The organism is Streptomyces sp. NPDC004111, assembly GCF_042874215.1.
Lineage (GTDB): Bacteria > Actinomycetota > Actinomycetes > Streptomycetales > Streptomycetaceae > Streptomyces.
This window is the reverse complement of the sequence record NZ_JBIAMU010000020.1, coordinates 48193-67085: the sequence shown is the minus strand read 5'-3', so window position 1 is coordinate 67085 and position 18893 is coordinate 48193. Positions and strand designations below refer to the sequence as shown.

Below are 18893 nucleotides of genomic sequence, written 5' to 3'. Positions count from 1 at the left end.
TCAGTCCTCCTCGTCGCAGCCGTCGACCGTGAACCGCTCGCCGGACCAGGTGGTCACCGTGCAGTGGAAGTCGTGGCACTGCTCGCAGTAGTCGTCGAATTCGTCGTCGTCCCAGAACTCGTCAGCGCCGAGAGCATCGTCCGAGAACACGTCCTGGTACTCGTCGAGGAGCTGGTACGCCTCGCGCTGCTGTCGCGTCTCCGCCTTCAGCATCCGATCGGCCTTGTCCTCGAAAGCCCGGGAGGGCTTCGCCTTGCTCTTACTCATCGCTCACGCTCTCGGGTCCTCTTTCGTGTCGTTGGGGAACAGCGGGAGCCCCCTGGGAGCAGAGCTACAACCAGGGGGCTCAACCGCAGCATCACGCCCGGGAAGGGCGGGGGAGCGAGCGAGTATCTGACGAATCCAATCCGGACTTCACTCACTCACGAGGGGAGTTTCAATCTCCCCTCACTAATAAAGAGGGGCCGCAAACGCCTTTTCGCGGCATTCGCAGAGTGTGTTCCCGGTCACCTATTCCAGTGCGCCGGGTCGACGACCACGACCAGAACCAAGGCGGTGCCCCTGCCGGGCCTTCCTGCGGCCTTCCGCGGCCTCCAGGGCCGTCTTCCGGTTGTGGTGGAAGGAGCAGAGCACCTGGAGGTTTTCCAGGCGGTTGGAGCCTCCCTGGGAGACCGGGGTGATGTGGTCGACCACCGAGCCCTCCGCGAGGCAGGGGAGGCCAGTGTCGTACCGGGTGTGCTGGCACAGGCCGGAGTCACGCCGCCAGGCCGCCGGCCGAAGGCGGGACCAGTTCCCGCGGTAGGCGGAGCTGGTGGACGACGACCACCCGGAGGTGGGTGGAGTCCAGGTCATCAGCACCTCCGGAGGTTAGTTAGATAGGTAGGTAGTTTGGAGAGGGGCCCTTAAAGGCCCCGCAGGTAGGTTGAGAAATCCTTGAGCTACAGGAGCGTGCCTTTCGGCACGCGACTAATAGAGGCAGCCTTCAAGGGCTGCCTTCTCAGTAATCTCAGGGCAGCCTTCCGAGGCTGCCTTAGCTCTTATCTCTCAGACTCAGGGCCGCCTTTTCGGGCGGCCTGCTCAGCTCAGCCTGAGCGTTCGGTCGTTCGCTCGCTGCGCTCGCTCTCTCCCTCACTTAGATAGAGGTGCCGCGAAAGATAGGGGCGCGGCACGAGGTGTCTAAAGAGTGAGCCAGTTCACATGTATAGCCATGCACTCCCGTCAATCCTGGGCCGTCGACCTGACCGAGCTGGTGGCCGGCGTTTTCCAGGTGTGACCTGGGTCATGCCATCAGGGGCCGCGGGGGAGGTGCCGGCGGAGCCGCGAGGAGTCAGCGGACTGTGAGCACAGCGTGAGATCCAGTCACCCTCTGCACTTCTGGACCCGTACAGGATCGGAGGCGCTATGACGCATCGGTCGGGGCTTTCGTGTGATCGGAGGTACCCCCCTCCCGTACCCACCTTCTTTTTTCTCTGAAATTTTTCACCCCTTAAACCTTGCGTCGATGAAATGTTTTCGATTCAACTTTTTGATTCGAAATTGATTGCTCAACATTCAATCGATCGAAAGAATCGCAATGCAATACTTTGCACATCTATGCACACCATCCATGTCTATGCAGCGTGCACGTACGAGCGTGCGTCGTAGTTGTGTGTGCAACTGTTTGTGATGTGGATTGTTGATGCGGTGAATGATCAGCGTGTGCAACTATGTGCATTGCCTACTGTTGAAGTGCGCAACTATCCGCCCTGATCATGGGTGCGCCTACTGCCAGAACAGGAACCGCGCACGCGCGTGCGCGCGGTATTGATGGCCTGTCGTGCGTGTGGTGACCACGTGGCCCATGTCGGTACGGCCGTGCCTCACAGCAGCGTCACAGCTTGTCATCCACGCATGTGATCCAGGCAACAATGATGGGTAGTGCATGGCGTCTGACCTGCGGTTTTGCATTCCCGATCATGCGACCCAGGTACCCCCCACCCCTATGCATCAGCATCACGCGACTTGTCATCCACACACCGACGTGCGTAATGTTCTCGGTGTCAGCAGGGAACGACGACAGCCGCACGAAGCGGCCGAGTGACCAACGCAGACACGGCGCATGACTAGTGCGCATACAAGGACGGAAACGCGTCAGAAGCGACCGCCCACCATTGACCCCGGCTCACGATCCGGAGGCGGTGGCGGTATCGGACCGACTACGCCCGTGGGACCCCGGAACTCCCTGTCAACCGGTGTAGCGCACTAGTAAGTGCCGCTTAGCAACTCTGTTCGCTGGCAAATCTCGGTAGGGAATTGTCGGCGTTCAAAGTCGCTAAGTGACTTGACATCCACACAACATCAACTGATAACGTGATGTTGCAACAACACGAGAGCGGAACGCATCGTGAACTGTGAAATCTGCGCCATGTGGAACGACATGGACGGAAACCAAATCCTCCGTAAGGCCCGGTTCGTCGGGCAGTGGGGTGACGGTAAGACCCTGCTTCTCTGTGCGGGATGCAAGGCGTCCGGAGCTGGACGTGGCAACGGGAATCCGATCCCGATCGACGACTATCAGGAGACTGTTATGGCCAACCGTGGTGTATCCCTCGTGAAGCTGACCAAGCCTGCGGTTCCCCAGCCGACCGAAGCGGTGCTCGAACTCCGCCGTCTCCGGAATCAGGCGAGCCTTGGGCTCTCGAAGAACGACACGCAGGCCCTGCGTACAGCCATCGCTCTTTCCGCAGCGGCCTGACTTGACATCCACACACTGAGGGAAGTTTCATGAGCATGAAGCGCACGATCATTGCCGGGGTCGGAGCCGCGATCCTCGCGGTAGGGGTCTCTGGGTACGCAGCTTCGGCGCAGGCCGGGCATCAGCGGGACGCCAACGCCATAGCTGTCGAGGTCGTGAACGAGTCCCTGGATGGGGCCTTCGACAAGATCGGGTACACGGTCTGGCAGGAGTGCGGACGGGGTCACAACGCGTGCTCTGCGATCCTCCGGGAGGTCAACTCCATGGGCCTGAACTACGGGGGAGCGGACTACCCGGTGACGTTCTTCGAGGACGGCTCGTGGTCCATCGAGGGCGACGACAACTAGGACGGCAAGGGTTGGGCTGTGCCCTCTCACAGCCCCGGCACTTTACATCCACACGGTAGACTGGAACGGAACACGGACATGCTGACGCTTGAGCGCATCGCGACGGAGACGACGGTTCAGGGTGGCTTCACCTGGGCTCGCGGTAGGAGTAACCCGACCTCCGGGTATGTGGTGGCGAAGCCGGAGTACGGCCGGAAGATCTTCGGGTGGGACGGCTCTACCGGGGTGATTGCTGGCTTCGTGGCTGAGCATCTACTGACCGTGGCTGCCAACGAGCGCATGTGGTACGGGACTTGGGTCTCCGAGGACGTGCTGTACCTGGACCTGGTGGAGATCATCGAGGACCGGGAAGAGGCCATGCGGTTGGGGCGTGAGCGGAACGAGCTTGCGATCTACGACGCGGGGACTCAGTCCGAAATTCCGCTGGTCTGAGACTTGACATCCACACATCAGGAGGGTTCTGTGATCACCCGAGACAACGTGTCGCCGGAGCTGGTGGACAAGCTCAAGACCGTGCTCGATCTGTACTCCGCCAAGCTCCACGGGTGGGACGACGACCGGTACGTGGATGCCGAGTTCCCGGACGCGTTCGCGGCGTCGAGCTTCGCGGACTGTAGCGGCCTCCTGGAGCACGCGTTCATGCAACAGACCTGGGATGACGGGACCGTGAAGCGAGGGGTCTCGCTCTCGAAAACGGTCGTCATCAGCTTCCCGATGTGGGCCTTCGCGAACTACCTGGAGATCTGACGATCTTTGATCGGACACCCGTGCTCGGGTGGTCGGTCATGGACTGTCAGTCCAACACCAACCCAACCAACGACAAGGGATGAACTATGCCTTACGTCAACGAAGTTGAGTGCCCGAACTCCGTCTTCACCTGCCGCCGGGAGAGCTGCGACGGCGTGATGGAAGCCTCTGCCAAGGGGTGGCTGAACTTGGACCGGGGCCCGGACGGTGAGCCGGTGCTCTCGATCTTCGGCTTCTCGGAGGTGGACTACGAGGTGACGTGCTCGGAGTGCGGGACGACCGCCGGGGATGAGCTGGAACACGCTGTGGGCTCGATCCTGGTCGGCACGGACGGTAAGGACTGGTTCCGTGGCTGAGTACCTGGTGACGCTGGTCGAGACCGTGTCGTACGAGGTCCGGGTTACGGCCGAGGACCGGGATGAGGCGGAAGAGCTGGCATCGGATGAGTTGTGCAGCGCTGACGACCTGAACGCGTACTTCGACAGCTCGACGGGCTTCGAGGTGGACGACGTACGGAAGATCAAGGCAAGGAAGCTGGTGGCGGCGTGAACAAGTACACGGTGGTGACCGACTGGAACTACGGGACCGATGGGTACGAGGGCGGGGCTGAACCCTGGGTGGTGCGGGTCGAGGCTGCGGACCGGAGCAGTGCCAGGACGGAGGCCCTGCGGTGGCTCTGGGGGAACTACGCCGGTGATGTCGAAGAGATCCAGGCCGGGGAAGAGTTCGACGAGGACGGGGCTGCGGAAGTGTGGTCCACGATCGCAACGTTCCGGGGCCACCACGAGGAGCTGTCGCCGGTATGAGGTACGAGCTGCGCGGTGAGCTTCTGGAAGAGGTCTTGAGCCTGCACCGGGAGCGGATGGACGAGACGTACGACAACTTCGATGACCTCGTTGACGGGTGTCTGGAGTTCGTCTCCGAGCTGGCGGAGAGCATCGAACGGGAGATGGCCGGTGCGAGTTAACGAGTGGACGGGCATGGTCGAGTGCTCGGACTGCCGGATGGACCTCGCGGCCTACCCGGACGACTACGACCAGGGCCCGGACGATGACGTGTACTGCGGGCACTGCGAGAACGAGCGCCACGAGTGCGAGTTGCCGGACCCGGTGGGCAGGCTCGTTCGGGAGGCCCTGGGGCTTCACCGGGCCCGCATGAACGACGAGTACGAGGACCTGAACGACCACGACGACGCGTGTGTGGAGCTGGTCTCCGAGCTGGCTGAGTGGGCCTTGTCGCTGCGAGAGCTGACCGCGAGCAAGTAGGGACTAAGGTCCCGCCGGCCGGGGGTGGAGTGTGTCCACCGCGGGGCCGTCAACGAACCGAGGAGTAGAGCTGTGGGTGCCATGAAGACGATCGCAACCTTTGCCGAGGAGCACGGGTTCGACGCCGACGACGTGAAGGACTTCGCGGCGGAGTGGATGCCGGTGGTGGACACCGACTGGCCGCTGTGGGGGGTGCTGCACTCCTACCGGGTGATGGAGGAGAACGGCATCCATGAGACGGACACCGAGGCGTTCATGGACTACCTGGCCATCTGTGCGTGGGACGTGGAGGAGGCCGGGAGCAAGTTCGGAGACGCGTACAGCGGCAAGTGGGAGTCCCTGGAGGACTACGCCCGCCAGTCCATCGACGATCACGGGTACATCGGGCTGAAGACCGAGCGGACTCGCGAAGAGGTCTGGGTGAGCTACCGGGACATCCAGCGGTTCTGCCGGGAGAACGACCTGAAGGAGCCGGAAGTCGACCTGGCGACGTGGGAGTGCAACTACACCATCAGCCGCAACGGGCACGTCTTCGAATCCGTCTGACTTGACATCCACACAAGAGCGAAAGAGGATCGAACCGCATGAGCGTCGAGATCTCCGACGAACTCCGCGAGCTCTGCCGACACAGCCCCTGGTACGCCGAGTACCAGTTCCGGGGCGAGGCTGAGCAAGCCGACTGGAACTCCATCGCAGCGATCCGGGACCACGCCGGGCACTTCGTCTCCAACCGGACCCATGGCTACGACTACTACGGCTCGACTGAGTCGTACGCCCGGGGTGTGAGCAACGCCGAGGCCGTCATCGAGGCCCTGGAGGACGAGGACCCGAACCAGATCCACTGGGGCTACGGACCGGCCGAGACCTTCGTCTACAACCCCGAGCACGAGCCGATCCGGAGCCTGGTCGCGGACATCGAGGGTCGGCTCGCCGCCTGGCCGTACCTCAACGAGGACCGGGCGAACGAGATCGAGTGGGACGAGAACCACCCGAACGACCACGAGTGCCATGCCGGAGAGGAGTGCTCGTGCGAGGTGTCGAGCCACGAGTGCAGCGAGCAGATCGGGGGCCTGGCCTACGAGGGTGCGATCGACCTTGAGAGCGAGGAGTACGAGTGCCCTGTGTGCCTGACGGACTTGCCCATCGAGAAGCGCGAGCTGGAGAAGGTGCGGACCGGGATCGCGGAGCGGTTCCACGACGACATGCAGGCAGCAGGACAGATCACCGTGATGGACATCGTGAAGGGGCAGGACGCATGACCGGGGAGTCGATCACCTTCGACGGGCAAGTCATCGAGCCCGGAGGGGTGTTCCACCCCTTCGACGACTACGAGGTGACGTACCTCGGGATCAAGGACAACCGACTCCACCTGCGGGACAGCCACGGGGTCTTCGTGAAAGTGATCAGGCAAGCATGAGTGACAGGCACGTGTGGGAGGTCGTGGTCCCGGACGAGGACGGCCGGGAGTACGTGTACAAGGTGGACACCCATCCGCTGATGAGGGAGCGCACGGTGGCCCTTCAGATGTGGGTGTGGCACTGCCGGGACGGCGGGGACGCGAACCCCACGAAGGTCCGGGCGACGCTGCTGGAGGTCGAGGCCGCGTGAACGATCCGGTCTACGTGTTCATCGCCAGTCGCAGGACCACACCGACACGGATGCGGGTCCTGTGGGAGGTCGAGAAGGAGGACGCGAAGCGGCTGTGCTCCGACCGGCGTACGGCATCGAGCAACCACATGTTGTGTTGGACGGCCCGGCCTGGGGTGCCAGAGGAGGACTGGACATGGGTCGAGGACAACGGGATGTACGACCAGGTGCTGAGCGAACTCGGCATCGAGACAAGGGAGTGGGCGACGGCGTGACCGAGATCGTGGTCGAGGAGGGCCAAGGCGTGGACGCCGGGCTCATCCGGGAGTTCTGGGTGGACGTGGACAGGTACGGGCTGCGGAGCACGCTGTCCTTCGAGGAGGCCGGCGAGCGGGTTCACGTGAAGTGGTACGTGGACTCCGTCGAGCAGGGGCCGAGCTTCGAGGCCGAGTTCGGTATGGACCTGACGGACGAGGAGGCGGGCCGCCTGGTGGCCGCCATCGAGAGGGCCCGGGAGGCTGCACGTGCTCACGCTTGAGCGAATCGAAGAGCTGGTCAACTCCGGTGCGGACATCGTCCTGGACGAGCTTGATCTAGGCGACAGGGATAGGGACCTGTTGGGCCTGGCGGTCGTCTCGATGATCCACCTTCTCCGCGAGGACAAGAGCGGCGCCGAGCTGGACGAGGTGATCCGGTGCCACTACGAGGACACCCCGGAACAGGTCCGGAACTGGTGGGGCTGGTGAAAGGCCGGCCACCGAACCCGAAGCGGATTCGTCACGGGGTGCGGGTCAAGTTCAAGAGCTACCGCCACGTCTTCGACGGCGTGATCGTCGGGGCCGTGTACTCGGACAACCCGATGAAGAAGGCCCACATCACAGCGGTGGTCATCGAGCCGAAGCGGTACGGGCTGGCTCGTCAGACCTACGCGGAGGAGTGCCGGGACCTGGAGGTCGTCCCGCTGGAGAACGTACGGATACGGAGGGACTGAGGGTGTTCACCTTCAACACGCTGCGAGCCATGTACCGAGGCGCGTGGCCGAGTGAGCGGGTCTTCGTGGAGACCAAGCTCGGGACGAAGGCGTACGTCCTGGTGCCCGATGAACGCCACGGAACCGTGGACGTGATCGATGTGGTGTACGGCGCCCTGCTGGAGGGCGTGAAGCCGGAGAACGTGAAGTGGGCGGAGGTCAGGGAGTGGAGCAAGGCGCCGAGTGCAGGGGCTTCTACGTGATCAAGCAGGGCGAGGGGTGGCGGCGCCACTCGGTGGCCTGGTGTCCTCCTGGACCGGCCGGGCTGGAGAGGGCTCGGAGCATCGCCGGAGCCATCAACACGAGGGGCGACGTGGTCGCCCACATCGAGGCTGACGTGAGGCCGACGAGCACGTGAACCCGTGCAAGAAGTGCGGCAGTGAGATCGGCGCGGAGTACGACGAGCACAGCTTCGATTGCGTGCCCTGGTTCACGGAAGCGCCCGAGTACGAGGGCCTGGCGGTCGGGGACGTGCTGAACGTCGCCGTGACCGAGAAGGGCGAGTGGTTCCGGGCCACGGTGCGCAGGACGCACCCGGCCGGCGCCCTGGTGGATGTCGAGGGCTCCGCAATCACGCACGGGGACCCCGAGCTGGTTGTTGCGGACTGGACTCAGTACGTGACGCAGAAGAGCAGGACCGGAGAGGAAGTTTGGTACCGATGAAGATCGACGACCTGAAGACGGGCGACCACATCCGGGTCGCCGGGCACGACACCCGGGGCTGGGACGTGACGCGCGAGGGGTACCTCGTGGCGGAGCCGAAGCGGGTGAAGACGCAGTGGAACCTCAAGAAGGTCGACGCGGTGCGGCTGCACGTGGACCAGGACCCGGCCGCGGGGCCGACGCGGCAGAACTTCGTGACCATCCTCCCAGACACCGAGGTCGAGGAGCTGGACGCGTGAGCGAGTACATCGAGGGCGACCGCGTGCACCTCCGGAACATGGCCGGCGGCGTCATGTTCAACGAGAAGGGCCACCCCATCGACTTCCGGGTGGTGAAGGTCATCGAGTGGGAGAACGGCGGCCACAACTTCGTGCTGCACACCCACGACAGGAACGCGCAGCGCATGTACGGCGGGAGCATCGGGTTCCCCGCGAGGACCCTCAAGAGGGTGGAGCAGGGCTGATGGGCAAGGGCGGAACCGCGAGCGAAGTGAAGCACTTCCAGACGCTCGACGACGGACAGGTGGGCTGCTGGATCTGGAACTGCGGGAAGCCTGCCACCAGGTGGATTGACATGGAGCGGTACGGCATACGTCGGTGGCTGTCCACGGCCTATTGCGACGGCCACGGCCGAGACGAGCTGGACGACCCGGACCACACGATGAGGGAACGCAAGATCAAGTGACGCTCTGCACCAAGGCGCGGGCCATCCGGGACAGCATCAACACGGCTGTCGACGAGGAGCGTTACCGGCGGACGGGCGACCCCAAGTTCAGGGAAGCGGCGCGGGTCGACAAGAGCTGGATCGCACGGAAGATCCAGAACCACATGACGCGCTGCATCGAGTGCGGCCGGTAGCGCAACGAACTCCCTTCGGCGGACGCCGAATTGATCACACAGCACAGCAATCGAGGAGCCCCGTAACCGGGCGCCGGCCGCAGGGCCGGGGTGGGTGGGGGTGAGGCAGAGGCCCACCCCCACATCCACCGACTTGACATCCACACAGTAGCTACGTAGTTTAGGGATTGAGGGCAGGCAATGAAGGTCGCAGTTCTGATCAACCAGGGTCACTTCCGAGTTCACGATTCGAAGTGCCGTGACGTGCTACGGGAAGCGGTCCGATTCCGGGACGACCCATGGGTCATCGACGTAGAGAACCGTTCCGAGGCCAACCACGCCATGTGGTCGGACATCGCGAGCGACTGCGAAGAGCCGGGAACGGCCGCGCACGACAAGCTGGTTGAGGAGTACGCGGAGGTAGAAACCACATATCTCCCGTGCGTCAGGCTGGAGGAACCTAATTGATCATTTGGCTTGCCGCTGCTGCGGCTACGCCCGCGAGTGCGGCGGCCGGGTACAAGTTCGTACGGAACGACGTGCCGGCCGAGACGATCGTGATGGCGCTCTGTGTGGTGCTGGGCTTCACGAGCCTGGCTTTCGCGGCGTCGCCCCTGGTTGGGGTGATGCTCTCGATAGTGATTCTCGGTTGGGCCTCAAAGAGGGCTTAGCCGGTTAGGGCCGGTGCCTGAGAAGGGCTGGTCTCACTTGACAACCACACAGAACGAAACTTACGATCATGAGTATGAGTAAGAACGCGGCTGAGAAGCGGGAAGCGCTTTTCGAGAAGCTGAAGGCTAAGGGGGTGTCCCCGGAAAGACTGCGGTATCTCCGTACGGTCGCTAACGACGGCGCAAGCCCTGAGATCATCAAGCGACTGCGTACCGACATGAAGAAAGAGATGTCCGTGCAGGACATCGCTGACCTCTTCGGCATCAGCCGGCAGGGTGTCTACCACCACATCAAGGGTGACGCCAGTCAGCTTGATCAGGGTGACCGCGGGAACTTGAAGGAGCTGAGGCCGTTCACGGTGCCTCCGCACCAGCAGCAGTGCTCGCTGTACAACTACATCACCGCGCACATGAAGTACGCGCTGAATCCGGACCCGTCGAACTTCACGCCGGTCCGGTGGAGAGAGGTAACCCACTGGTGGGGGACTCTCAACGAGAACGAGATCATCGTTCATGATCCCGAGCAACCAGGAAACGAACTCGCGCAGTGTGGCGGGTGGCGCCTGGAGGACCGGGTGAAGGACGACGGAGACCTGATCGTTCGCCCTCACGGTGAGCCGACCGCACAGCAGCGGAAGGTGTTCAGCCGCAAGGTGATCGAGCAGGGCCTCAAGCAGGGCAACGAGTAACGAACGAGCTGTAGAGGGTCGGGCCCCTTCGGGGGCCCTGCCTTTCCCAAGTCACTTGACATCCACACGGGATGGAGGAACGGTTGAGCACCACCATCGAGGAGCGGGCCGAGGCGTACAAGACGAAGCCCAGGTCCGTGTCGCAGACGAAGCAGTACGAGCAGTGTCCGTACGGCTACTACCTGGCGAGGATCGCCCGGGAGCCGGAATTGCAGGCGGCGTGGCTGGCTCAGGGCGTCGCGGTGCACGCGGCGGCCGAGGAGTGGGAGAAGAGTGGCCGGCGGATGCAGCTCGACGACGCCCAGGCCGTGTACAGCAAGGTCTTCACGCGCATGGCGAACGAGGGCCTGGAGGCCGAGCCGGACGAAGAGGGTTGGCAGGCGAGCGGCCCGTACCCGGGGTTCACGGACCTTGAGCGGCGCTGGTCAATCGGGATGGGGCAGGTCGCGAGTTACGTCGACTGGTACAAAGCCCATCCGGACGAGACCATTTGGAAATCCGCTGACGGGGTGCCAGCTATTGAGCAACGATTTGATATCGAGATCGCTGGCGTAAAGGTGATCGGTTTCATTGATCAAGTTATCGAGCACCCCAGGCATGGTCCTCTGGTTCGAGACATCAAGACCGGCGTCATACCCAAGATGGACGACACGTTCCAGCTTGATGTGTACGCCCTCGCGATGAACAAGCTGTACGACCTCGAATGCAAGGCCGGTGACTACTGGTCAGGGAAATCCGGAAAGCCGAGCCGGGTTCGCAAACTTGACATCCACACGGGCCATCTGGAGGATGTGTTTGGCCGAATGGATGAGGGCGTGAAGTCAGGGGATTTCACCCCGAAGCCGGACCCGGAGAAGTGCGGGCGATGCCCCGTGCAGAGGAGCTGCGCTTACGCAGCCTAGGGACTTTAGTCCCGCATCAGCGGGACCAACGGTTCGAGATCGGGAATCAACCTTTTGTGTAAATTACCGGTCTAGACCATGTAAGAGCTTCGTTAAGCCACCCGCACTCGCCGCAAACTTTGCGCCCCAGATGGGGGCGGACGAGAAACCCTGCCAGGAGCAGCCCCACATGATCCAGAACTTCGCGCACAAGATCACCGCTGACGTTGTCGAGGAGTGCGACACCGATTCGGCGGCCGAGATCGCGGCGGAGCACTGTCCCAACCCCGACGCCACCGTTACCCACCTCGCCATGGATATGGAGCACGCCCGCTTCATGGTCACCGTCGAGCGTCAGATCCTCGACATCGAGGAGATGGTGGTCGAGAAGCATGGCGAGGACGAAAAGCGGGCCACTGCGGCTCTGCGAACCATCGTCGATCGCCTGGACCAGGCCGAGCAGGAGCGGGCGCAGCTCCGTGCCGAGCTGAACCTCTTCCGGTCGTACATCGAGGAGGTGAAGCAGGTGCTGGAGATCCGGACGGAGACCTTTCACCGCATGGGCAAGCAGATCCGTCAGGAGATGGCCGCGACGCGTACGGGCATGGCCCATGCGGCGTTGGATTTCATGAGCGATTCCCGCACCGGCGTCTTCCGCACCGTGAAGAACGACGCCCTCTGACAACCTTGTCGATCACCACCAGAGGAACTGAATGTACACACTGAGTCAATCCATCCGAGCTAAGGGTGACTCTGGGGAGCCCCTTCCCGCGGCCTACAAGAGCATGGAGAAGGCCGGCACCCGGTACATCCGAGGTCAGCTTTCGCTCACCGTGGCTGGTGGCGGCACCGGCAAGAGCGCTTACACCCTGAGCCGCATCCTGCGGGCCGAGAGCGCGATCCCCACGATCTACTTCTCCGCCGACTCGTCGGCAGACATCCAGCTCTCCCGAGCGATCTCGATCCTGACCGGCGTCGAGATGACCGAGTCCATGTCGGCCGTGCGCCGGAACGACATCGGAACGTACGCCGAGCTGCTGGACGAGCACCCCATCCGCTTCGACTACGCGGCCTCGCCCACCATCGACGACATCGAGGACACGGTGTCGGCCTGGTACGAGCTGTACGGCGAGGACGCCCACATGGTGGTGCTGGACAACATCACCAACATCCGCGGCGGGACGCAGGCCAACGACGAGGACCCGTTCGGAGGGCTGGAGAGCCTGATGGACTGGGCCAACGACATGGCCCGGCAGACCGGCGCACACGTGGCCGGCCTCCACCACACCACGGGCCCGCACAACGACGGTCAGAGCCCCATCCCCATGTCCGGAGTCAAGGGACAGATCACCCGCGTCCCCGCGCTCGTGCTCACCCTGCACAAGCCGGAGGAAGACGTACTCGCGGTGAGCACCGTGAAGAACCGGGCCGGGAAGTCGGACGCCAGCGGGCAGACCTTCGTCAGCCTCGGATTCGACGGCAACACCATGCAGATCACCGACGACAAGTTCTCGACCATCACGTACTGACCGGAGAGGTATGGCCGACTGCAAGAAGGGGTTCAAGAGGTGCGACAAGTGCCAGCTCTGTCGAGCTTTGAAGTTCTACACGGGCGCCCGGGGGAGGGTCTGCACTACGTGTCAGCGGAAGGCACGCTCCAGGGCCTCCCACGCATCACGGGTGCAAGCCACGTATGGGTTGAAGCCAGGGGAGTACGACGAGCTGTTCCGGCTCCAGGGCGGCGTCTGCGCCATCTGCCGGCAGTCGCGCACCAAGCGCCTGGACGTGGACCACTGCCACAAGACTGGGGTCGTCCGCGGCCTGTGCTGCGCCAGGTGCAACCGGCAGCTCCTCGCGAAGGGGCTCCGTGACAACCCGGAGATCGCCCGCAACGCGGCCGAGTACCTGGAAGACCCGCCTGCTGTCCGGCTGATCGGGCAGCGCTTTTTTCGCCAGTCAACTTGACATCCACACAGCCTGAAAGGCAAGATGATGATGAAGGCAACACCGCGAGCGAGCTTCATGGTTGGCGTCTCCTCCGCCCTCTCCGACGAGAAGGCCGACGAGATCGCGAAGGTCATCAAGGCCCTGGTGAAGGGCATGACCGAAGCCCCGGTGAAGATCTCCTTCACTCGCCACTTCTCGTACGACGACACCGAGCACCGGAACCCGTTCTCCGGCATCTCGTACTGACCCGCGCTTGACATCCACACGCTAGGAGCGACATGAACGACGAGGCGCAGGGACCGGCCCGCACGGGCAAGAGTCAGCGAATCGACCGCATCGCGGCCGGTGCCCTGGACCCGACTTGGAGTCTGATGAGCCAGTCTCACCGGAGGTTCCCGGTGACGGTTAGTTACTTTGGTAGTTTGCGTGGCCCGCTTCAGCGCCCGGCACGATGACATCGAGCCCGGCCCCATCCGGGAAGTGCTGCGGACCTATTACCCGCACTGGGAAGCCCCCGACTATCGGCCTGGCTGGGTGAAGTGCCTGTGCCCCGCGCACGACGAGGCCACCCCGTCCGCGAGCGTCAACTACGACCAGGGCTGCGTGAATTGCCAGGCGTGCGACTTCAAGGGGACCGCCTACTCGATCATCATGAAGGAAGAAGGATGTACGTTCAGTGAGGCTAAGCGACGAGCGGAAGAAGCTGCTCTGGGGAGCGGCCAAGACCTTCCGCGACCAGTTCGAGGGGTCGCCGGCCGAAGAGTATTTGGTGGGACACCGCTGCCTGAACCAGGAGACGGTCGACCACTTCAGTCTCGGGTACGTAGGCGATTCGGCGCCTAGCGGCTTCGAGCAGTACCGGGGAACGGTTGCTGTGCCGTACCTCCGCCGGGGGGCGCTCGGGAACTGGAGCGTGATGTCGATCCGCTTCCGGTGTGTCCGGCCGGAGTGCGTGAAGAACCCGGACGGCACCTTCCGCGACGACGAGGTGCACACCGGCCACGGCAAGATGCAATCGATGGCTGGGGACACGCACCGCGTGTACAACACCCTCGCCATCCAGCAGGAGGCCGAGGAGATCGCGGTCTGTGAGGGTGAGCCGGACACGTGGACGGCGAAGATGTGCGGCCTTCCCGCGGTCGGTATCCAGGGCGTCAAGGGCTGGAAGTCCCACTTCGACAAGCTCTTCGTCGGCTACAAGCGGGTGTGGGTCCTGGCGGACGGAGACGACGCAGGGATGGAGTTCGCGGAGACCGTGGCGAACCGACTGCCGTCCGGCCTGGTGGTCCCGATGGGCGCAGGCATGGACGTGAACAAGACGTACAAGAACCACGGCCGCGAGGCCGTACTCAACAAGGTGGGCAGGGCATGAAGGACGACAACGGTAAGCCGCTGACGCGGTCGCAGGAGATCATGAGGCTCGCCTTCCGGGAGCAGGAGGAGCGCTTCGAGAAGAAGCGAGGGGAGTGGGCCCCAGTGTGGGAGGCCGCCCTTAAAGCGGCCCAGGACTTTACATCCACACGAGTCGGTGACGCGGTGAGTCACCCGTCGCACTACACCAGCCACCCGAGCGGGATCGAGGCCATCGAGCTGACCCGTCACCACGACTTCCTGACCGGCAACGTCCTGAAGTACGTGCTCAGGGCCCCGTACAAGGGCTCGGAAGTCCAGGACCTGAAGAAGGCCGCCCAGTACCTCACGTGGGCCATCGAGAAGGCCGAGAGCAAGGAGAGCAAGTGAAGCGGATCGTCGTCATATCCGACACCCAGATGCCCTACGAGGACACACGGGCCCTGCGGAACGTCATCAAGTTCATCGGGGAGTACGGTCCGGACGCTGTGGTCCAGATCGGGGACCTCATGGACTTTCCCGAGCCATCCCGCTGGAACACCGGGACCAAGTCCGAGTTCCAGACCAACGTCCTGCGTGATGCCGAGTACGCGAAGGCGAAGTTCCTGGAGCCGCTGCGCGAGGTCTACGACGGACCCCTCGGAGTGCTCGAAGGCAACCACGACCTACGGCCGCGGACGTACCTGGCGAAGAACGCGCCGGCACTCGCTGACGCGAAGTACTTCGACCTGGACCAGCTCCTCGACTTCGAGACCTACGGGGTCGACCTGCTGCCCGCGTACTACCCGATCGCACCTGGCTGGGTCGCGGTCCACGGACACGAGAGCAAGGGCATGTCGCAGATCCCCGGTCGCACCGCCGCGAGCAAGGCGCTCAAGGCGGGCAAGTCGCTGGTGATGGGGCACACTCACAAGCTCGCCATCTGCCCCAACTCCACCGGCTACGCGGGCCGGTTCAAGGTGACGTACGGCATGGAGGTCGGTCATCTGATGGACGCCAGGAAGGCCGGGTATCTGGCCGGCGGTCCGGCGAACTGGCAGCGAGGCTTCGGGCTGCTCTACGCAGGCCAGTACAACGCGACCCCGCACGCGATCCCTGTCGAGGACGACGGCAGTTTCGTTGTCGAAGGGCAGCGGTACGGCGCCCTCCTCCGTAACGACAAGGGTCACTTCGTCAAGGCCGTCTGACCCTTTTGCAGCTCCGAGACTTTACATCCACACGAGAAAGACCCGAACATGACGCACGTTGAGATCTCCGCCGACGAGTGGGACAAGCTGTACATCGCCGCCACCAAGGCCGGTGGGATCGTCGCCAAGAAGTTCCCCGGCTCGGTCGAGGCCGACGACCTGACCCAGGGTGTAATGGAGCGCTTCATCGAGTGCGAGAACGCCGCTCGTAAGCTCCTGGACTCCGGTGATGTGGGCGGGGACCGCACCATCTTCAAGGCCCTGCTCATCATGGCCAACCAGGTGGCCTCCGCCGAGGTGAACCGACACCGACAGTTCCACGGGAACTTCTCCTACACGACCGATCACGTCCGCAAGCTGCTGGCCTCCGGCCTGCTCATCAAGGCCGAGGACGGGAACATGTTCGAGGCGCAGCTCAACGCCCTGTCGACGGGACGGAAGTCGAAGAAGGACTTCGTCACCCGGGTCAACGTGGACGACAAGATCGACCTGGAGCGCGGCTTCGGTCAGCTCACCCGAGGTCAGCGCGAAGTCATCGTGCGCCGGTACGTGGACGGCGACACCCTCAACAACGTCGAGCGACGGGATCTGACGCGGGCAGTCGAGGCCCTGACCATCCGGATGAACGGCAGTGCAGCGCTGAACAAGGCCGACCACGACGGCCCCGGCTCGCGGCGTGCGATCACCAACGCCTCCGCCCGTGCGATCACCGGGAACAGCTATGACGGCTGACGACTGGATCACGCCCTGGGGCGACCTCAGAGACCCCGACGACTACGAGTACCAGCAAGACACCCAGAAGGAAGAGAACCCCGCATGAAGATGACCCAGACCGGCCACGACGTGTACAAGCGCACCTACGCCCGACCGCTGCCGGACGGCTCGCTGGAGGACTGGGGCCAGACCGTTGAGCGAGTGGTTCGCGGGAACACCGAGCTGGTGGACGAGCGCTTCATCGAGCCCGGCGAGGCCGAGGCCCTGACGAAGATGCTCACCGAGCTGGAGATCGTCCCGGCTGGCCGGCACCTGTGGGCCTCCGGAGTTCCGGGCCGACAGTTCCTCTACAACTGCCACGTCGCGCCCTGGGAGCGCGGCCTCGCAGACCACGCCGAGTTCACGTTCATGCGGCTCATGGAGGGTGGAGGTGTCGGGGCCCGGTACGGCCGCGACGCACAGCCCGCGGAGGCCGTGGAGAACGAGTTGGAGATCCACCTCGTCTGCGCCGAGGAGCACCAGGACCACGCCGCCATGAAGGAGGCCGGCTACCTCTCCGACGAGTACAGCCACGAGTGGCCGGGCGCCTATCGCGTGGCCGACTCCCGGGAAGGCTGGGCAGAGGCCCTGGTCGACCTCATCGAGACCTTCCTCCGTCAGGACGTGAAGAACCGTAAGCGGGTGTACGACCTCTCCGGGGTCCGCCATGCTGGCGCCCCGCTGCGTACCTTCGGTGGCACCGCCAGTGGCCCTGTGCCGCTCTCTAAGCTCCTCGTCGAGGTGGCCCGGGTCATGAACGTGGCCGCCGTCTTCAAGCGCCCCGTATCGGGCCTGGAGGCCATGGAGATCGATCACCTGATTGCGGAGTGCGTGGTGTCCGGCGGCAACCGCCGCAGCGCGCGGATGAGCATGATGCACTGGACCGATCCCGAGATCCACCAGTTCATCAACGTCAAGAAGAACGGTGGGATGTGGACGACGAACCTCTCGGTGATCACGGACTCCGACTTCATCGTGGACCTGGAGGCGGACTACGAACCCGACTCCGACGCCCGCACGGTCTTCGACGCGGTCGTGGACGCGATGTATGTCAACGGTGAGCCGGGCTTCTGGAACGAGGAGCTGTCCAACCGGGACGAGCCGAACCTCACCGTGGCGACCAACCCGTGCGGAGAGCAGCCGCTCCCTGAGATGGGCTCGTGCACGCTCGGCCACGTCAACCTCGCCGCGTTCTCGAAGCCGGAGGACGAAGGCCGGCTGTTCGAGGCGCACCGCCTGATGGCGCGCTATCTGATCCGGGCGACGTACGGCGACATCACCTACCCGAAGCAGAAGGAGGTCATGGAGCGAGACCGACGCATCGGGCTCGGGCATCTCGGTGTTCAGTGGTTCGCCAACCTCAACGGGCTGAAGTTCAGCGAGATCCCCGGCAGTTGGATGGGGCCGATGCTTCGCGAGCTCTACGAGTACGTGGAGAAGACCGCCCAGCGGTACGCCCGGGAGCTGCGCATCCCGGTGCCGGTGAAGCTCACGACCATCGCGCCCACGGGCTCGGTGTCGAAGCTCAGCGGCGTCTCCGAGGGGCTGCACCCGATCTACGCGAAGTGGTTCAACCGTCGCATCCGGTTCTCCGCGATCGACCCGAAGCAGGTGGAACAGCTCCGCAGGTACGAGGAGCAGGGCTATCACGTGGAGGACTGCGTCTACGCCCCGTACACGAAGGTCGTCACCATCCCGACCGAGGACACCCTCGTCCAGGAGGTCAGTCGGATCTTCGGCAAGGCGGGGGAGTGGGCGGAAGACATCGTCGAGTGCGCGGACGACCTCTCGGTCGAAGAGATGCTGGCTGTCCAGGCGTTCTACCAGAAGACGTTCGTGGACTCCGCGATCAGCTTCACCGTCAACTTCGACCCGAACAAGGTGAGCCGCGACGACCTTCGTGCGGCGCTGCTCAAGTACATGCCCGAGATCAAGGGGACCACCGTGCTGCCCGAAGGGAGCTACGCCCAGGCGCCGTACGAGCGCATCACCAAGGAGGAGTTCGACCAGGCCGCGGCCAAGGAGTCCGGCGACGCCGTAGACCTCGAATGCGCCCAGGGAGCCTGTCCCATCAAGTGACGTGCTTCACGGTACTCGACTTGACATCCACACAGTCGGTGTGGGATCTTAAAGGTGAGGGAGCGAGGACGATTCCGCCCCTCCTTTCCTTTCCCCTCTGACTTTACATCCACACAGGAAAGACGCT

General features: G+C 63.7%; 36 protein-coding genes and 1 pseudogene. 35 read left to right on the top strand and 2 right to left on the bottom strand.

The annotated features are described in order from the left end of the window. Both ACFYVL_RS33425 and ACFYVL_RS33420 read right to left on the bottom strand, forming a co-directional pair. The gene (locus tag ACFYVL_RS33425; protein WP_389251616.1) at positions 1-267 is read right to left on the bottom strand and encodes a hypothetical protein; all 267 of its coding nucleotides are present in this window, start codon (positions 265-267) and stop codon (positions 1-3) included. A 243-nt stretch (positions 268-510) separates the two neighbouring features. Next, the gene (locus ACFYVL_RS33420) at positions 511-852 is read right to left on the bottom strand and encodes an HNH endonuclease (RefSeq protein ID WP_389251613.1); all 342 of its coding nucleotides are present in this window, start codon (positions 850-852) and stop codon (positions 511-513) included. Positions 853-2383: 1531 nt separating this feature from the next. On the opposite strand from ACFYVL_RS33420, the gene ACFYVL_RS33415 reads away from it, so the two are divergent. The 35 genes and pseudogenes from ACFYVL_RS33415 (at position 2384) to nrdJ (ending at position 18766) form a co-directional block, all read left to right on the top strand. Beyond that, positions 2384-2734, top strand: a complete 351-nt coding sequence (locus ACFYVL_RS33415; RefSeq protein WP_389251611.1) for a hypothetical protein — start codon at positions 2384-2386, stop codon at positions 2732-2734. Between the two features lie 29 nt (positions 2735-2763). Continuing rightward, positions 2764-3081, top strand: coding sequence for a hypothetical protein (locus tag ACFYVL_RS33410; RefSeq protein ID WP_389251609.1), 318 nt, complete (start codon positions 2764-2766; stop codon positions 3079-3081). Between the two features lie 78 nt (positions 3082-3159). Continuing rightward, entirely contained in the window at positions 3160-3513 is a 354-nt protein-coding gene (locus tag ACFYVL_RS33405) for a hypothetical protein (RefSeq protein WP_389251607.1), read from the top strand. A 30-nt stretch (positions 3514-3543) separates the two neighbouring features. Then, positions 3544-3828 (top strand): hypothetical protein, encoded by a 285-nt coding sequence (locus ACFYVL_RS33400; RefSeq protein ID WP_387901106.1) that lies wholly within the window; start codon positions 3544-3546, stop codon positions 3826-3828. Positions 3829-3914: 86 nt separating this feature from the next. After that, a complete protein-coding gene (locus ACFYVL_RS33395; RefSeq protein WP_389251605.1) occupies positions 3915-4184 on the top strand; it encodes a hypothetical protein in 270 nt (89 codons plus the stop codon). Further along, a complete protein-coding gene (locus tag ACFYVL_RS33390; RefSeq protein WP_389251603.1) occupies positions 4177-4377 on the top strand; it encodes a DpnD/PcfM family protein in 201 nt (66 codons plus the stop codon). Before ACFYVL_RS33395 ends, ACFYVL_RS33390 begins: the two co-directional genes overlap by 8 nt. Next, complete coding sequence (locus ACFYVL_RS33385; protein WP_389251601.1) at positions 4374-4634, top strand: hypothetical protein; 261 nt, start codon at positions 4374-4376, stop codon at positions 4632-4634. The genes ACFYVL_RS33390 and ACFYVL_RS33385 overlap by 4 nt, the downstream gene beginning before the upstream one ends. A 35-nt stretch (positions 4635-4669) precedes the next feature. Further along, positions 4670-4795 carry a hypothetical protein gene (locus ACFYVL_RS33380; RefSeq protein ID WP_389251599.1) on the top strand — a complete coding sequence of 42 codons (126 nt, stop codon included), beginning with the start codon at positions 4670-4672 and terminating at the stop codon, positions 4793-4795. Further along, positions 4785-5093, top strand: coding sequence for a hypothetical protein (locus tag ACFYVL_RS33375; protein ID WP_389251597.1), 309 nt, complete (start codon positions 4785-4787; stop codon positions 5091-5093). The genes ACFYVL_RS33380 and ACFYVL_RS33375 overlap by 11 nt, the downstream gene beginning before the upstream one ends. A gap of 81 nt (positions 5094-5174) precedes the next feature. After that, positions 5175-5639: a hypothetical protein gene (locus ACFYVL_RS33370; protein ID WP_389251595.1), complete on the top strand. Its 465-nt coding sequence runs from the start codon at positions 5175-5177 to the stop codon at positions 5637-5639. A gap of 38 nt (positions 5640-5677) precedes the next feature. Further along, positions 5678-6352, top strand: a complete 675-nt coding sequence (locus ACFYVL_RS33365) for a hypothetical protein (RefSeq protein WP_389251593.1) — start codon at positions 5678-5680, stop codon at positions 6350-6352. After that, the gene (locus tag ACFYVL_RS33360; RefSeq protein WP_387901121.1) at positions 6349-6510 is read left to right on the top strand and encodes a hypothetical protein; all 162 of its coding nucleotides are present in this window, start codon (positions 6349-6351) and stop codon (positions 6508-6510) included. Before ACFYVL_RS33365 ends, ACFYVL_RS33360 begins: the two co-directional genes overlap by 4 nt. Then, entirely contained in the window at positions 6507-6701 is a 195-nt protein-coding gene (locus ACFYVL_RS33355) for a hypothetical protein (RefSeq protein WP_389251592.1), read from the top strand. The genes ACFYVL_RS33360 and ACFYVL_RS33355 overlap by 4 nt, the downstream gene beginning before the upstream one ends. After that, complete coding sequence (locus tag ACFYVL_RS33350) at positions 6698-6955, top strand: hypothetical protein (protein ID WP_389251589.1); 258 nt, start codon at positions 6698-6700, stop codon at positions 6953-6955. Before ACFYVL_RS33355 ends, ACFYVL_RS33350 begins: the two co-directional genes overlap by 4 nt. Beyond that, a complete protein-coding gene (locus ACFYVL_RS33345; protein ID WP_389251587.1) occupies positions 6952-7218 on the top strand; it encodes a hypothetical protein in 267 nt (88 codons plus the stop codon). Before ACFYVL_RS33350 ends, ACFYVL_RS33345 begins: the two co-directional genes overlap by 4 nt. Continuing rightward, positions 7205-7426, top strand: coding sequence for a hypothetical protein (locus tag ACFYVL_RS33340; protein ID WP_389251585.1), 222 nt, complete (start codon positions 7205-7207; stop codon positions 7424-7426). Before ACFYVL_RS33345 ends, ACFYVL_RS33340 begins: the two co-directional genes overlap by 14 nt. Positions 7427-7464: 38 nt before the next feature. Beyond that, a complete protein-coding gene (locus ACFYVL_RS33335; protein WP_389251583.1) occupies positions 7465-7671 on the top strand; it encodes a hypothetical protein in 207 nt (68 codons plus the stop codon). A gap of 29 nt (positions 7672-7700) precedes the next feature. Continuing rightward, positions 7701-7913: a hypothetical protein gene (locus ACFYVL_RS33330; RefSeq protein WP_389251581.1), complete on the top strand. Its 213-nt coding sequence runs from the start codon at positions 7701-7703 to the stop codon at positions 7911-7913. Positions 7914-8064: 151 nt separating this feature from the next. Then, positions 8065-8373 carry a hypothetical protein gene (locus ACFYVL_RS33325; protein WP_389251579.1) on the top strand — a complete coding sequence of 103 codons (309 nt, stop codon included), beginning with the start codon at positions 8065-8067 and terminating at the stop codon, positions 8371-8373. Beyond that, positions 8370-8612 carry a hypothetical protein gene (locus ACFYVL_RS33320; RefSeq protein WP_389251577.1) on the top strand — a complete coding sequence of 81 codons (243 nt, stop codon included), beginning with the start codon at positions 8370-8372 and terminating at the stop codon, positions 8610-8612. The genes ACFYVL_RS33325 and ACFYVL_RS33320 overlap by 4 nt, the downstream gene beginning before the upstream one ends. Continuing rightward, positions 8609-8836: a hypothetical protein gene (locus ACFYVL_RS33315; RefSeq protein ID WP_389251575.1), complete on the top strand. Its 228-nt coding sequence runs from the start codon at positions 8609-8611 to the stop codon at positions 8834-8836. Before ACFYVL_RS33320 ends, ACFYVL_RS33315 begins: the two co-directional genes overlap by 4 nt. Positions 8837-8862: 26 nt before the next feature. Beyond that, positions 8863-9057 carry a hypothetical protein gene (locus tag ACFYVL_RS33310; protein WP_389251573.1) on the top strand — a complete coding sequence of 65 codons (195 nt, stop codon included), beginning with the start codon at positions 8863-8865 and terminating at the stop codon, positions 9055-9057. Beyond that, positions 9054-9230, top strand: a complete 177-nt coding sequence (locus tag ACFYVL_RS33305) for a hypothetical protein (protein ID WP_389251571.1) — start codon at positions 9054-9056, stop codon at positions 9228-9230. Before ACFYVL_RS33310 ends, ACFYVL_RS33305 begins: the two co-directional genes overlap by 4 nt. Positions 9231-9954: 724 nt before the next feature. Beyond that, positions 9955-10569, top strand: coding sequence for a hypothetical protein (locus ACFYVL_RS33300; RefSeq protein ID WP_389251569.1), 615 nt, complete (start codon positions 9955-9957; stop codon positions 10567-10569). 83 nt (positions 10570-10652) lie between these two features. Beyond that, positions 10653-11471, top strand: coding sequence for a RecB family exonuclease (locus ACFYVL_RS33295; protein ID WP_389251567.1), 819 nt, complete (start codon positions 10653-10655; stop codon positions 11469-11471). A 169-nt stretch (positions 11472-11640) separates the two neighbouring features. Further along, positions 11641-12132, top strand: a complete 492-nt coding sequence (locus tag ACFYVL_RS33290) for a hypothetical protein (RefSeq protein WP_389251565.1) — start codon at positions 11641-11643, stop codon at positions 12130-12132. A gap of 103 nt (positions 12133-12235) precedes the next feature. Beyond that, the gene (locus ACFYVL_RS33285; protein ID WP_389251563.1) at positions 12236-12979 is read left to right on the top strand and encodes an AAA family ATPase; all 744 of its coding nucleotides are present in this window, start codon (positions 12236-12238) and stop codon (positions 12977-12979) included. 151 nt (positions 12980-13130) lie between these two features. Next, positions 13131-13415, top strand: a complete 285-nt coding sequence (locus tag ACFYVL_RS33280) for an endonuclease VII domain-containing protein (protein ID WP_389251561.1) — start codon at positions 13131-13133, stop codon at positions 13413-13415. 57 nt (positions 13416-13472) lie between these two features. After that, positions 13473-13643, top strand: coding sequence for a hypothetical protein (locus ACFYVL_RS33275; protein WP_389251559.1), 171 nt, complete (start codon positions 13473-13475; stop codon positions 13641-13643). A 180-nt stretch (positions 13644-13823) separates the two neighbouring features. Then, positions 13824-14030 (top strand): annotated as a pseudogene (locus tag ACFYVL_RS33270) (hypothetical protein); the annotation flags it as partial. A 43-nt stretch (positions 14031-14073) separates the two neighbouring features. Further along, on the top strand, positions 14074-14769 hold the full coding sequence (locus ACFYVL_RS33265) for a hypothetical protein (protein ID WP_389251825.1): 696 nt from the start codon (positions 14074-14076) through the stop codon (positions 14767-14769). After that, entirely contained in the window at positions 14766-15137 is a 372-nt protein-coding gene (locus tag ACFYVL_RS33260; protein WP_389251557.1) for a DUF3310 domain-containing protein, read from the top strand. Before ACFYVL_RS33265 ends, ACFYVL_RS33260 begins: the two co-directional genes overlap by 4 nt. Further along, entirely contained in the window at positions 15134-15934 is an 801-nt protein-coding gene (locus ACFYVL_RS33255) for a metallophosphoesterase (protein WP_389251555.1), read from the top strand. Before ACFYVL_RS33260 ends, ACFYVL_RS33255 begins: the two co-directional genes overlap by 4 nt. A gap of 48 nt (positions 15935-15982) precedes the next feature. Continuing rightward, on the top strand, positions 15983-16666 hold the full coding sequence (locus ACFYVL_RS33250) for a hypothetical protein (RefSeq protein WP_389251553.1): 684 nt from the start codon (positions 15983-15985) through the stop codon (positions 16664-16666). 84 nt (positions 16667-16750) lie between these two features. Beyond that, positions 16751-18766 (top strand): ribonucleoside-triphosphate reductase, adenosylcobalamin-dependent, encoded by a 2016-nt coding sequence (gene nrdJ / locus ACFYVL_RS33245; protein ID WP_389251551.1) that lies wholly within the window; start codon positions 16751-16753, stop codon positions 18764-18766. Positions 18767-18893 lie beyond the last annotated feature (127 nt).

Excerpts from the sequence above, each read along its gene's own strand:
- ACFYVL_RS33285 (WP_389251563.1), top strand. The coding sequence starts at position 12,236 with ATGGAGAAGGCCGGCACCCGGTACATCCGAGGTCAGCTTTCGCTCACC.
- ACFYVL_RS33360 (WP_387901121.1), top strand. The coding sequence starts at position 6,349 with ATGACCGGGGAGTCGATCACCTTCGACGGGCAAGTCATCGAGCCCGGA.
- ACFYVL_RS33405 (WP_389251607.1), top strand. The coding sequence starts at position 3,160 with ATGCTGACGCTTGAGCGCATCGCGACGGAGACGACGGTTCAGGGTGGC.
- nrdJ (WP_389251551.1), top strand. The coding sequence starts at position 16,751 with ATGAAGATGACCCAGACCGGCCACGACGTGTACAAGCGCACCTACGCC.
- ACFYVL_RS33355 (WP_389251592.1), top strand. The coding sequence starts at position 6,507 with ATGAGTGACAGGCACGTGTGGGAGGTCGTGGTCCCGGACGAGGACGGC.
- ACFYVL_RS33425 (WP_389251616.1), bottom strand. The coding sequence starts at position 267 with ATGAGTAAGAGCAAGGCGAAGCCCTCCCGGGCTTTCGAGGACAAGGCC.
- ACFYVL_RS33365 (WP_389251593.1), top strand. The coding sequence starts at position 5,678 with ATGAGCGTCGAGATCTCCGACGAACTCCGCGAGCTCTGCCGACACAGC.
- ACFYVL_RS33290 (WP_389251565.1), top strand. The coding sequence starts at position 11,641 with ATGATCCAGAACTTCGCGCACAAGATCACCGCTGACGTTGTCGAGGAG.
- ACFYVL_RS33250 (WP_389251553.1), top strand. The coding sequence starts at position 15,983 with ATGACGCACGTTGAGATCTCCGCCGACGAGTGGGACAAGCTGTACATC.
- ACFYVL_RS33275 (WP_389251559.1), top strand. The coding sequence starts at position 13,473 with ATGGTTGGCGTCTCCTCCGCCCTCTCCGACGAGAAGGCCGACGAGATC.
- ACFYVL_RS33410 (WP_389251609.1), top strand. The coding sequence starts at position 2,764 with ATGAGCATGAAGCGCACGATCATTGCCGGGGTCGGAGCCGCGATCCTC.
- ACFYVL_RS33300 (WP_389251569.1), top strand. The coding sequence starts at position 9,955 with ATGAGTAAGAACGCGGCTGAGAAGCGGGAAGCGCTTTTCGAGAAGCTG.
- ACFYVL_RS33395 (WP_389251605.1), top strand. The coding sequence starts at position 3,915 with ATGCCTTACGTCAACGAAGTTGAGTGCCCGAACTCCGTCTTCACCTGC.
- ACFYVL_RS33420 (WP_389251613.1), bottom strand. The coding sequence starts at position 852 with ATGACCTGGACTCCACCCACCTCCGGGTGGTCGTCGTCCACCAGCTCC.
- ACFYVL_RS33370 (WP_389251595.1), top strand. The coding sequence starts at position 5,175 with ATGAAGACGATCGCAACCTTTGCCGAGGAGCACGGGTTCGACGCCGAC.
- ACFYVL_RS33260 (WP_389251557.1), top strand. The coding sequence starts at position 14,766 with ATGAAGGACGACAACGGTAAGCCGCTGACGCGGTCGCAGGAGATCATG.
- ACFYVL_RS33320 (WP_389251577.1), top strand. The coding sequence starts at position 8,370 with ATGAAGATCGACGACCTGAAGACGGGCGACCACATCCGGGTCGCCGGG.
- ACFYVL_RS33330 (WP_389251581.1), top strand. The coding sequence starts at position 7,701 with ATGTACCGAGGCGCGTGGCCGAGTGAGCGGGTCTTCGTGGAGACCAAG.